This window comes from Nonomuraea sp. NPDC048881, from assembly GCF_040649795.1.
Taxonomy (GTDB): Bacteria; Actinomycetota; Actinomycetes; order Streptosporangiales; family Streptosporangiaceae; genus Nonomuraea.
The window spans coordinates 1-12,401 of sequence record NZ_JBEZGC010000017.1 but is presented as its reverse complement, the minus strand read 5'-3'; the positions used below and the strand labels follow the sequence as shown (position 1 = coordinate 12,401).

The window sequence follows — 12,401 nt, the reverse complement described above, 5'->3', positions numbered from 1 at the left end:
CTTACGCCATGAACATCCGGACGCTTGGAAAGAACGCCTCGGCCATCGCCCTGACCGCGGGGATGGTGCTGGCGGCCAGCCCCGCCCAGGCCGCCCCCGCGCGGGAGACCGGGCTCGACCGGCAGGCGCTGCGGCAGTCGCTGGACGCCGTGCACAAGGCCGGCATGTACGGCATCTACTCGACCGTCCGCGACGGCGAGCGCAGCTGGCGGGGCGCCTCCGGCGTGGCCGACGTCGCCACGAAGCGCCCCGTGCGCCCCGGCATGGCGCACCGGGTCGGCAGCATCACCAAGACGTTCACCGCGGTGGCCCTGCTCCAGCAGGTGGCCCGCGGCGCCGTCGAGCTGGACGCCCCCATCGCCCGCTACCTGCCCGACGTGGTGCCGGGCGAGCGCGGCCAGAAGATCACCGTGCGGATGTTGCTCAACCACACGAGCCACATCGCCGACCACGTGGGCCCGGCCTTCCCCTCGCTGCTCGAGGGCACGTTCGAGAGCCTCGACGACAACCGTTTCCGCACCTTCTCCCGCCGGGAGCTGGTCGAGCTGGGCCTGGCCGCCACGCCCACCGGCGAGCCGGGCGCCACGCCGGGGATCTACTCCAACACCAACTACCTGATCGCCGGCCTGCTCCTGGAGAAGGTGACGGGCGAGAACGCCGAGCAGTACATCACCCGCAACGTCATCCGCGAGGCGGGCCTGCGGCACACGTCCTTCCCGCGCACGCCGGTCATCCCCGGCCCGCACTCCAAGGCGTACGAGTCGATGTTCGGCTTCATCGACCCGCCCAAGGACTACAGCGTCTACAACATGTCGTGGATCACCACGGCGGGCGCCGTCGTGTCCACGATGGAGGACCTCAACCAGTTCTACCGGGTGCTGCTGCGCGGCGGGCTGATCGGCCCGGCCGAGCTGGCCGAGATGCAGAAGACCGTGCCCGTGGCCGGCGTGTCGGGGGCCTACGGCCTCGGCATCTACGCCACCGACCTGCCGTGCGGACGGTTCTGGGGGCACAGCGGCGGCGTCTTCGGCATGGCCACCGACTCCTACACCAGCCCGGACGGCGCCCGCCAGCTCTCCATGGGCGTCAACCGCACGAAGTACCAGAGCCTGGACGAGAACGGCAACATCGTGATCAGCCCGATCGACTACGCCACCGTCGACTACCTGCTGCTGGGGCTCTGCGGTCAGAGCGCGGCGCGCACGACGGCGGCGCAGCCGCAGGTCGTCCCGTTCGCCGTGGACCGGCTGATCTCCGTCAAGCGCTAGCGTCACACCGCTCAGCAGGGCTACGTCAATGCCGCCGGCTCACCCCGGCGGCATCGGCATACCGGCAACGGTCGTGTCAGCGGCGGCGTCAGTGCGGTGACGGCCCCGTGTCAGGGCTCTTCGCGAGGGTTGACCCATGGACGCCGGACCGGAACGGATCCGGCGGATCGACCACCGCGACAAGGAGACACGATCATGGCAATCGGCGGGAACGGCTTCTCCGAGCAGGGGCTGCGCAGGCTGCGCGAGGTGCTGGCCCGGCACGTCGACTCGGGGCGGATCCCGGGCCTGGTCGCCCTGGTGAGCCGCGGCGAGGAGACGCACGTCGAGGCGATCGGCACTATGCGGCACGACGGCGGCGCACCCATGCGCCGCGACACCGTCTTCCGGATGGCCTCCACGTCCAAGCCCGTCTCGATCGCGGCGGCCATGGTGCTGGTGGACGAGTGCCGGCTGCGGCTGGACGACGTGGTCGACCCGTGGCTGCCCGAGCTGGCCGACCGGCGCGTGCTCACCAGCCCCGGCGCGCCGCTGGACGACACCGTCCCGGCCCACCGGCCGATCACCGTGCGGGACGTGCTGACCTCCACCTTCGGGCTCGGCATGGACTTCACCGCGCTGGGCAAGCCGATCATGAACGCGATCTTCGAGCGGGGCCTCACCCCGAACCTGCCGGTCGAGATGCCCGAGCCGGACGAGTGGATGCGCCGCCTGGGCGAGCTGCCGCTGATGTACCAGCCGGGCGAGCAGTGGCAGTACCACATCAGCAGCGACCTGGTCGGCGTGCTCGTCTCCCGGGTCACCGGCCGGCCGTTCGAGGAGTTCCTGCGCGAGCGCGTCTTCGAACCGCTCGGCATGACCGACACCGGCTTCCACGTGCCCGCCGACCAGATCGACCGGCTGCCCGCCCTGTACGCCCCCGACCCGGTCACCGGCGAGTTCCTCGTCTGGGACGAGCCCGAGGGCGGACGGTGGAGCAAGCCGCCGGCGTTCCAGGGAGGCGGCGGCGGCCTGGTCTCCACGGCCGACGACTACCACGCCTACTTCCGGATGTTGCTCAACGGCGGCACCCACCAGGGCACCCGCGTCCTGTCCCGGCCCGCCGTCGAGCTGATGACCACCAACCGGCTCACTTCGCAGCAGAACGACGCCCGTACCGCCCTGGCCAGGAACAACGTGCACATCTCCTTCGGCCAGGGACAGCAGGGCGGATGGGGCATGGGCATGGCGGTGCGCACCTACCGCGGTGACTACGCCCCGGTCGGCCAGTTCGGCTGGGACGGCGGCAGCGGCACCTCGGCCTACGCCGACCCGGTCAACGGGCTCACCGGCATCCTGCTCTGCCAGCTCGGCTACTCCGTCCCGAACCCGGCCCACCTGATGAACGACTTCTGGACCACCCTCTACCAGGCCCTCGACGACTGACACCGACCGGCGGTGGGCACGACCGGCCTGCCCGAGCTCATCGCCCGCACCCACGACGACTACGCCTACAACGCCCGGGCCAGCGCCGAGGTCGCCGGGGTCACGAAGGACTCGATCTACCTGGTCAGCCTGCCCGCCGGGGGCCGGGTGGTCATGCTGCCCTCGCCCGAGCCGGTACGGGCCTTCGCCACGATCGAGGCGGAAGGCGTCACGCACACCGCGGTGGTGCCCGCGGTCGCCGGCCGCTGGCTGGAGCGGGCCGCCCAGCACAGCGCCGGGCAGCTCACCACCCTGCGGGTCGTCCAGGTCGGCGGCGCCCGCCTCGTGGACGAGCTGGTGTGCCAGGTCGAGCCGGTGCTCGGGGCGAGGTTGCAGCAGGTGTTCGGCATGGCGGAGGGGCTGCTGCTCACCCGTGGGCCGTACACCCCTCGCGGGTACTACCGGGCGGCGGAGCACAACGCCCGCTCCTTCACCGGCGACGGCTGGTTCCGCACGGGTGACGTCTGCCTGCGCACCCCCGAGGGCAACCTCGTGGTGGCCGGCCGCGACAAGGACATGATCAACCGGGGCGGGGAGAAGATCTCCGCCGAGGAGATCGCGAGCCTCGTGTACCGGCTGCCCTCCGTCAGCCAGGTCGCCGCCGTGGCCATGCCGGACCCCGTGCTCGGGGAGCGCGTGTGCGTGTACGTCGTGCCCCGGGCCGGGGCGACGGTCACGCTGGAGGAGATCCGGGCGCGGATGGAGAGCGCGGAGGTCGCCCGCTTCAAGCTGCCCGAACGGCTCGTCGTCGTCGAGGAGCTCGCCTGGACCAAGGTCGGGAAGATCGACAAGAAGGCCCTCAGGGCCGACATCGCCGACCGCCTCAAGGCCGAGCTCCCCGGGGGGTGACGAAGCCGGCCGCCGCTCCGGCGCGTACGGTCGGCGAGCGTCCCTGCTCGGTGCGTGCTCGTCCGTCGCGTAGCGCCATGTCAGGCCCGGCGCGGCGGCTCCGCGGACTTTTTGCGTGACCGAAATCCCGATAAATACGGGCTTGTGGTGGATTACGGCGCTCGGGAAGGATGCTGGGAGGTGGACGGTGATCCCGTCCGATCGCAGGCGAGACGAAGGACGCCGGATGACCCAGGCCGACGCGGTTGCATCACTCGTGGAGCGCAGGTTAGGCCGCGCCCTCGATCCCGACCTCAACTTCTTCGAAGCCGGTTTCGACTCGCTCGCGCTGGTCGAGCTGCACGAGGAGATCACCGAGGCGCTGGGCCTGAAGCTGCCGGTCACCGCGATGTTCACCCACCCGAACCTGCGCGCGCTCTCGCAGCTGATCGCGAAGGGCCAGGCGCCCGCCCCCGCCAGGCAGGACGGCGTCCGCCGCCGTCCGCTGGGCGGCAGCCGCCGCGACGTGCGCGCCAGGATCCGCGAGGAAGGTCGGTGACCTCGCACGAACAGCCCGTCGCGGTGATCGCGGTGGGGCGCTTCCCGCTGGAGGCCGGGGCCGCCGAGGAGGCCGGGCACGATCCAGGAGCGCAGGTCGTCGGGCTGTACGGCGGGGTGGGCAAGGCCTGCGCGGCGCTGCTGGCCGGGGAGTGCGAGCTCGCCGTGACCGACGCCGGCGAGCTGCCGCCCGGAACGCTGCGCGGCACCCTGGTCCTGCGGCTGCTCGACCGGGCGTTGCTCGACGGCGACCTGGTGCACCGGGTGATCTGGCCCGACGACCTGGAGGTCGAGGAGGGCTATCCGCCGGTGCACGCGCCGGGCGACGGCCGTCCGCGGGTCGTGGTGTGGTCCGGCCGCACCCGCGAGGAGGCCGAGTCGGTACGGCGCGGCCTGGCCGGCTTCTTCGCCGGGCTGCCGGAGGACCGCTACGCCGACGTGGCGGGCACCCTGCAGCAGGGACGCGTCCACCACTCCGTGCGCGGCGCGGTGGTCTGCCGGAGCGCCGCGGAGGCCGCCCTCACGCTGGGCCGGGAGCACGCCTACGAGCAGGAGCCGGTCCGCCCGGCCCTCTCCGCCGAGGCGGCCGGCCTGTACGGCGCGGAGCCGGTGTTCACCCAGGCCGTGGACGTGTGCGAAGAGGTACTCGAAGCCCGCGGCGTCCAGGCGTCACCCGCCCTCACCGCCGCCTACGGGCTGGCGGCCACCCTCGCCGCCTGGGGCGTGCTGCCGGACGTCCCGGACCCCGTGGCCCTCGCGGACGACCCCTCGCCGCACGACACGCTCGCCGCCCTCACGCGGGCGAACGCCGGGACCGAGGTCGAGGCGGGTCCCGACCGGGCCGGGCTGCTGGCCGCCGTGGCCAGGTTCTGGACGGGCGGCGGCCGGGTGGACTGGGCCGCGCTCGACCCCGATCATCCGCTGCAACGCGTCCCCATCCCGAGGCCGCAGCCGGAGCTGCCCGCCTCCGTGGAGGAGCCGCGCCCGCTGTCGGCGGTGCCGTACTCGTTCTGGGTGCTGGAGCAGCTCGCGCCGGACAGCGGCGTGTCGAACCTGGCGGTCGCCCTCAGGTTCAAGACGCCGCTGCGCCGGCTGCCGCTGCAGATCGCGGTGAACCGGCTGGTCAAGCGGCACCCGGCGCTGCGCCTGCGGTTCCCCGTGGTGGACGGGAGGCCCGTCCGGCACCTGGTGGCCCCGCAGGACGCCCAGCTGAAGGTCGAGACCCGGGCCACGACGGAGGAGACGCTGGTCGCGGACCTGCGGGCCTTCCTGGACGAGCCCTTCGACCTGGGCCGCGACCTGCTCATCAGGGTGGGACACTTCACCCTGCCCGACGGCGCGGGAACCGTGGTGTGCCTGGCCGGCCACCACATCATCATCGACGGCACCTCCATGCAGCTCCTGGTGGAGGAGCTGGGCCGCTTCTACGACAGTCAGACCGGGCACGGCTCGCTGCCCCCGGAGCTGGCGGGGCCCGCGCCGATGTTGGAGCCGGGGGAGCCGTCGGAGGAGTCGATCGGCTACTGGCTGGACCGGCTCGACGGCGTCGACCCCGCCGCCATGGTGCTGCCGGGCAGCCGGCACTCGCCGGGCCGTCCGACGTTCGCCGGGCACACCTGCTCCTGGCAGGTGGACGCCGAGACGGTGGCGGCCCTGGACGAGCTGCGCGCCAGGCTGCGCACCACCGGCAACATCGTGCTGGCCACCGCCTTCCTGCTGACGCTGCGCGGGCACGGCGCCGGGCCTGACCTGGTGATCGGCATGCCGGTCAGCACCAAGACGGGCGAGCAGCACCGGCGCGTCGGCTACGCCGTGAGCACCCTGCCGCTGCGCGTCCACGTCGAGCTGGACGACGACTTCGAGCAGGTCGCCAGGCGCGTGGAGGAGGCGTTCGCGGAGGGCGTCGAGCACGCCGGGGCCTCGGTGGAGGCGGTGCTGACCCGCCGCGGGCACGGCACGGACGACTGGCGGGTGCCGCTGTTCCGGCACATGTTCAACTACCGGCCCTGGAGCGACGAGAAGGTGCACATCCAGGGCGAGGTGCCCGGATACGTCGACAACCTGATCGACCGCAGCCGCCTGGACCTGCAGTGCAACGTCATCCAGGAGCCGGACCGGCTCACCGTCCGCATGGTGCACAGCACCGAGGTGCACGACGAGGACGAGATCGCGGCGTTCACCGCCAGGCTGTGCGCGGTGGTGCGGCAGGCGGCGCGCGGCGGCGTGCCGGACGTGTTCTCCCCGGCCGACCGGGCGCTGCTCGACCGGGTCAACGACACGGGCCGTACCTGGCCGGGCACGCTGGCCGGGCGCATCGTGCCGGGCCCGGCCGTGGCGGTGCGCGAGGGCGGGCACGAGGTCACCTACGACGAGCTGCTGGGGCGCGCGGCCGCGGTCCGCGACCTGCTGCGCGAGCGAGGGGTGGGCGACGGCGACGTCGTCGCCCTGGCCCTGGGACGCTCGGCGGACCTGGTGGCGGCGGTCCTCGGCGTGTGGCAGGCGGGAGCCGCGTTCCTGCCGCTGGACGTGCGGCAACCGGAGTCGCGCCTGGCCTTCCAGGTGGCCGACTCGGGGGCGCGGCTGGTCGTCGCGGCGGGCGGTCCGCACTGGGCGGGCGGGACGCCGGTCGTGCCGATGCCCGGCACGCCGGGGGAGCCCGGACCCGCCGGGGCCGGGAACATCGCTTATGTCATCTACACCTCCGGCTCCACCGGGCAGCCCAAGGGCGTGCAGGTCACCCACGCGAACCTGACGAACCTCGTGCTCGACTTCGCCGACCGGCTGGGCGCGCCCACCAGCGTCCTGTGGTCCACCACCACCTCCTTCGACATCTCCTGGCTGGAGCTGCTGCTGCCGCTGGCCTCCGGCGGCACCGTGGTCGTGGCCTCCGACGAGGACCAGGTGCAGCCGGGCAGGTTCCTGGAGCTGATCGCCGCGAGCGACGTCCAGGTCGTGCAGGCCACCCCCACCGCGTGGCGGCTGATCGCGCCGGAGGCCGGGCGCGAGCTGGCCGGGCGCACGGTGCTGTGCGGCGGCGAGCCGATGCCCGCCGCCCTGGCCAGGGGCCTGCTGGAGCTGGGCTGCCGGGTGTTCAACGTCTACGGGCCGACCGAGACGACCATCTGGTCCACCGCCGCCGAGCTGCGCGACCCGCCGCTCGACCCGGTCCCCGCCGGGGAGCCGCTGGCCAACACCCGGATCTTCGTCACCGACGCGGCGGGCCGCGAGCTGCCGCCGGGCGTGCCGGGCGAGCTGTGCGTCGCCGGCGCGGGGGTGAGCGCGGGCTACCTCGACCGGCCGGAGCTGACGGCGCAGCGCTTCGGCCACCACGACCGGTACGGCCGGTTCTACCGGACCGGCGACCGGGCGCGCATCCGCCACGACGGCGGGCTGGAGCTGCTCGGCCGCGACGACCGGCAGATCAAGCTGCGCGGCCACCGCATCGAGCTCGGCGAGGTCGAGGCCGCGCTGCACGAGCACGCGGCGGTGCGCACGGCCGCGGTGATCCTCGACGGCGACCCGCAGACCGACGGACGGCTCGCCGCCTTCCTGGAGGTCACCGGCGAGACCACCGAGGAAGAGCTGTGGCGCTTCGCCAGGACGCGGCTGCCCGACTACGCCGTCCCCACCCGGTACATCGTCACCGGCAGGCTGCCCACCACGGCCAACGGCAAGATCGCCTACCGCGACCTGAAGGTGCCCGACGAGGGCCGCGCCCCGGCCCGGGAGGCGGGCGACGGGCTGGTCCGGCAGGTGGTGGCGTTGTGGAGCGAGGCGCTGAACCGGCCCGGGCTCGGGCCGCACGACAACTTCTTCCTCAACGGCGGCCACTCCGTGCTGGCCGTCCGGCTGATCGGCCCGCTGGAGGAGCTGGCGGGCCGCGCCGTCTCGGTACGGGCCGTGTTCGACCATCCGACGCCGGCCGAACTGGCCCTGCACCTGGGGGAAGCCCGATGACGCCGTGGTACGTCCAGGTCAAGGAGGGGGAGCGGGCGCTGGTCGCCTTCCCGCACGCGGGCGGCGGCCCGGCCTCGCTCGGCGAGCTCGCCGGGCACTTCCCGCCCGAGGTGGGCCTGTGGTCGGTCAACCTGCCGGGACGCCAGGCCAGGCTCGCCGAAGAGCCGCGGACCGACCTCGACGGGCTGGTCGACGACCTGGCGCGCGACCTGGCCGGGTGGCGGGAGCCGTACACGCTGTTCGGCTACTGCAGCGGGGCGTTGCTGGCCTTTCTCGTCTGCCGGCGCGTGGTCGAGCTGGGCGGGCGGCCGGAACGGCTGGTCGTGGGCTCGTTCGCCGCGCCGGACGTGACCCTGCTGCTGCGCCGCCTGCCGTCGTTGCCGTCGTGGCTGTTCTGGGAGCAGCTGATCGAGCTCGGCGGCGTCCCGCCGGAGCTGGCCGACCGGGAGGCGCTCTGGCCGGTGCTGGAGCCGGCGCTGCGCGCCGACTTCGGGCTGCTGGCCGGCTACCACCACCGGCCGGGGCCGCCGCTGCCGGTGCCGATCTCCGTCCTGTACGGAGCCAGGGACGCCTCGCTGACCCGGGGCGGCCTCCTGGGCTGGCGGCGGCAGAGCGTGCACAGGCCCGCGTTGAAGGAGCTCGACTCCACCCACTGGCTGGCCGAGGAGACCCCCGACGCCCTGGCCGCCGCGATCGTTGAGGAGATGGGATGCGCCTCGGTTACAGCATGAGCTACTGGGGCGGCGCGGGCCTCGGCCCGGCCGACCACCTGGCGCTGGTCCGCGAGGCGGAGGCCCTGGGCTACTCGTCCGTGTGGGCGGCCGAGACCTACGGGACCGACCCGGCGACCCTGCTGGCCTGGATCGCCGGGCAGACCGAGCGCATCGCGCTCGGCACCGGCGTGCTGCAGATGTCGGGACGCAAGCCCGTGGTCGCCGCGATGACGGCGGCCACCCTCGACCAGGTCTCCGGCGGCCGCGCCCGGCTGGGCGTGGGACCGTCCGGCCCGCAGGTGGTCGAGGGCTGGCACGGCGAGCGCTTCGACCGGCCGCTGGCCCGCGCCCGCGACTACCTCCAGGTGGTGCGCAAGGCGCTGGACGGTGAGCCGGTGCGGCACGAGGGCCCCACGATGACGCTGCCCCTGCCCGGCAGCGAGGGCAAGGAGCTGACGCTGGCCGTCGCGCCGGTGCAGGAGCGGCTGCCGGTCTACCTGGCCGCGATGGGCCCGAAGACCGTCGCGCTGGCCGGCGAGCTCGCCGACGGCTGGCTGGCCATCCACTTCCCGCCCGATCACCTGGCCCGCATGGCCAAGCACCTGAACGGCGCCGACCTGGACGTCGCGCCCATGGTGCTCACGCTCGTCGAGGAGGACCAGGAGCTGGCCTACGACATGATGCGGCCCATGCTCGCCCTCTACCTCGGCGGCATGGGCTCGCGCCGGACTAACTTCTACAACCGCCTGGCCGCCACGCTCGGCTTCGAGCAGGAGGCCGCCCGCATGCAGGAGGCCTTCCTGGACGGGCGTCAGGGCGAGGCCATGGCGATGCTGCCCGACGCGCTCGTGGACGCGATGACCATGTGCGGCCCCGCGGGCAAGGTGCGCGAGCGGATGGCGGCCTACCAGGAGGCGGGCGCGACCACGCTGATCGTCGGCCTGGTCACGCCCACCCGGCGGCTGCGCAGCCGTCAGCTGCGGCTCATTGCGAGTCTGGCTCCGGCATCCCGATGAGCTTGGCCAGCGGCGACCAGGCCATCGCCGCGATCGGCACCAGAGCGCCGACGGCGATGACCACCCACAGCGTCGTACGCGTCCCCACGGCGCCGGCCAGCAGGCCGGCGCCGAGCGCGCCCAGCGGGGCGGGGATCAGGCCCAGCGAGTAGATCGAGGCCACCACCCGGCCCTGGAGGTGCGGCGGGGTGACCGTCTGCACCAGGCTGGTGTTGGTGACGAAGAAGATCTGCGAGCTGACGCCGCTGACCAGCTGCGCGACGACGAGCATCGCCACCGAGACCCAGACCGGCCCGACGGCCAGCGGGATGAGGAAGAGCGCCAGGTTGCCGTACACCATCGACCACACCAGCACCTTGCCGATCGCGTGGCGCCGCATCACCTTGACGGCGACCAGCGCCCCGATGATCGCGCCCACGCCGCCGCCGGCCAGGATGCTGCCGAACCAGCCCGCGGGCACGCCCAGGTCGCGGATCACGTACAGGGCGTAGATCGAGTTCATCGAGCCCAGGATGAACAGCGAGTACACGGCCGAGGAGACGGCCAGCGGCCGGATCAGCCGGTGCCGCATCACCCAGCCCATGCCCTGCCAGATCGCCTTGTGCACCTGCGCGGGGGTGGTGTCGTCCGGCTCCGGACGGGCCTCCGGCCGCTTGATCAGGGACACCGCGATCGCGGAGGCCAGGTACGACACCGCGTCGATGATCAGCAGCGCGGGCGCGGCGAGCACCTTCAGCAGCGCCGCGGCCAGGCCGGGCCCGAACGTCTGGGCGGCCGACTCGGTCAGCTGCAGCTTGGAGTTGCCCTCCATGAAGTTCTCCCGCGGCACCAGGAACGGGAAGTAACTCCGGTAGGCCGTCTGGAAGAGCGTGCTGAGCAGGCCGAGCGCGAAGATGACGCCGTAGAGCCAGGTCAGCGTGAGCAGGTCGGCGAACCACGCGACCGGGATCAGCATCAGCAGCACGAAACGCGCCACGTCCGTCCAGATCAGGATGGGCCGCTTGCGCACCCGGTCGGCCAGCACGCCGAACAGCAGGAAGAACACCATCGGCAGCCGCAGCAGGAAGCCGACGACGCCCATCTCCGCCTCGGAGGCGTTCAGGACGGTGACCGCGATGACGGGGAACGCGAAGAGACTGATCGCCGAGCCGAACTGCGACAGGCTCTGGCCCGCCCACAGCCGCAGGAAGTCGGGGTGCTTCCAGAGGCTCGTCTGCTCACTGGTCGGGGATGCCATGATCCATCCACCTTCTGATCTCGGTGGCCGCTCCGGCGACCAGGGGTTCGTACAGGATGGGGACGCGTTCCTCGGGGATCGCGACGTGGGCGAGCCGCCCCTTGGCGACGGAGGGCCAGTTGCCGTCCTCGCGCCTGGGCGCGAAGAGCGCGACGTCGCCGTCGTAGGGCTCGTGCCGGTAGCCGCCGACCGCGTGCGCGTTGGCCCGGAACACGGCCAGGTAGCGGCGCGCCTGCTCGACCTCGGCGGTGTCCGGCGCCAGCCGGTCGGCGGCGGAGGCGGCGCCCATGACCGTCAGGAGCTGCTCCTCCGGCGGCCGGGCGGCGAGTTCGGCCGGGTCCAGCCCGAGGGTCTCCTCGGGGCCGCCGGCCAGCGCGTGGAACAGCAGGACCGTGTCGTCCTCCAGCGACGCCTCGGCCACGGGCTCCTCGGCGTTGGCGTAGAGGAGCACGACGAGCGGCACCTGCTCGCCGCGCTCGCGCAGCCGCCTGGCCACCTCCAGGGCGATGTTCCCGCCGATGCAGAACCCGCCCAGCACGTACGGCCCCGCCGGCCGCACCTCCAGCAGGTCGGCCACGTAGGCGTCGGCCATCTCGGCGAGCGTGGCGTGCGGCTCCTCGCCGGGCGCCAGCCCGCGCGCGGCGATGGCGTACACCGGCTGGTCGGGGCCGAGGCGGCGGGCCAGCGGGTGGTAGCGGAAGACCTGGCCGCCGAGCGCGTGGATGAAGAAGATCGGCGTGCGGTCGCCGTCCGGGTTGAGCGGCACGACGTGGCTCGGCGGCGCCAGATCCTCGGGCTGGCGGAGCACCCTGGCCAGCTTGCTGATCGTCGGCGCGGTCAGCACGGTGCCCACGGGCAGGCTCCGGCCCAGCTCCTGGCGGATGCGGGCGGCCAGCCGCAGGGCGCTCAGCGAGTGGCCGCCGAGTTCGAAGAAGTCGTCCAGGATCCCGGCCGCGGGCACCTGCAGCACCTCTTCGTAGAGCGTGGCGAGGCGCGCCTCCACCTCGTCGCGAGGCGGCACGTACGGCCGGCCGCCCGCCGTCTCCGGCGCGGGCAGCGCGGCCCGGTCGAGCTTGCCGCTGCGGGTGAGGGGGAGGGCGTCCAGGCTCACCCAGCGGCGCGGGATCAGGTGGTCGGGCAGGACGTCCTGGAGGTCGGGCACGTCGCCCACCACGTAGCCGACCAGGCTGTGCCCGTGCGCGGTGACGGCCGCGTCGCGGACCCCCGGCTGGGCGCGCAGGACGGCCTCGATCTCGCCTGGTTCGACGCGCATGCCGCGGATCTTGACTTGGTGGTCGGTGCGGCCGAGGTATTCGAGTTCGCCCGAAGGTAGCCAGCGGGCGAGGTCGCCGGTTTTGTA

9 protein-coding genes are annotated in these 12,401 nt (G+C 73.3%); 7 read left to right on the top strand and 2 right to left on the bottom strand.

Features of this window, described 5'->3' with window-relative positions:
- Positions 1 to 8: 8 nt before the first annotated feature.
- The 7 genes from AB0C33_RS39900 to AB0C33_RS39870 all read left to right on the top strand — a co-directional run bounded on the left by AB0C33_RS39900 (position 9) and on the right by AB0C33_RS39870 (position 9,804).
- The gene (locus tag AB0C33_RS39900) at positions 9 to 1,268 is read left to right on the top strand and encodes a serine hydrolase domain-containing protein (RefSeq protein WP_358297799.1); all 1,260 of its coding nucleotides are present in this window, start codon (positions 9 to 11) and stop codon (positions 1,266 to 1,268) included.
- Between the two features lie 195 nt (positions 1,269 to 1,463).
- The gene (locus tag AB0C33_RS39895; protein ID WP_358297797.1) at positions 1,464 to 2,693 is read left to right on the top strand and encodes a serine hydrolase domain-containing protein; all 1,230 of its coding nucleotides are present in this window, start codon (positions 1,464 to 1,466) and stop codon (positions 2,691 to 2,693) included.
- Between the two features lie 12 nt (positions 2,694 to 2,705).
- Complete coding sequence (locus tag AB0C33_RS39890) at positions 2,706 to 3,581, top strand: AMP-binding protein (protein WP_358297794.1); 876 nt, start codon at positions 2,706 to 2,708, stop codon at positions 3,579 to 3,581.
- 226 nt (positions 3,582 to 3,807) lie between these two features.
- Positions 3,808 to 4,119, top strand: a complete 312-nt coding sequence (locus AB0C33_RS39885) for an acyl carrier protein (RefSeq protein WP_358297791.1) — start codon at positions 3,808 to 3,810, stop codon at positions 4,117 to 4,119.
- Positions 4,116 to 8,075 (top strand): amino acid adenylation domain-containing protein, encoded by a 3,960-nt coding sequence (locus AB0C33_RS39880; RefSeq protein WP_358297786.1) that lies wholly within the window; start codon positions 4,116 to 4,118, stop codon positions 8,073 to 8,075. Before AB0C33_RS39885 ends, AB0C33_RS39880 begins: the two co-directional genes overlap by 4 nt.
- Positions 8,072 to 8,806, top strand: a complete 735-nt coding sequence (locus tag AB0C33_RS39875; protein WP_358297783.1) for an alpha/beta fold hydrolase — start codon at positions 8,072 to 8,074, stop codon at positions 8,804 to 8,806. The genes AB0C33_RS39880 and AB0C33_RS39875 overlap by 4 nt, the downstream gene beginning before the upstream one ends.
- Positions 8,785 to 9,804 (top strand): LLM class F420-dependent oxidoreductase, encoded by a 1,020-nt coding sequence (locus tag AB0C33_RS39870; RefSeq protein WP_358297780.1) that lies wholly within the window; start codon positions 8,785 to 8,787, stop codon positions 9,802 to 9,804. The genes AB0C33_RS39875 and AB0C33_RS39870 overlap by 22 nt, the downstream gene beginning before the upstream one ends.
- On the opposite strand, the gene AB0C33_RS39865 is transcribed toward AB0C33_RS39870, so the two are convergent.
- Together AB0C33_RS39865 and AB0C33_RS39860 are read right to left on the bottom strand one after the other, a co-directional pair.
- Entirely contained in the window at positions 9,773 to 11,041 is a 1,269-nt protein-coding gene (locus AB0C33_RS39865; RefSeq protein WP_358297777.1) for an MFS transporter, read from the bottom strand. The genes AB0C33_RS39870 and AB0C33_RS39865 overlap by 32 nt on opposite strands.
- On the bottom strand, positions 11,022 to 12,401 hold a 1,380-nt coding region (locus AB0C33_RS39860; RefSeq protein ID WP_358297774.1), incomplete at its 5' end, for an alpha/beta fold hydrolase. The genes AB0C33_RS39860 and AB0C33_RS39865, both read right to left, overlap by 20 nt.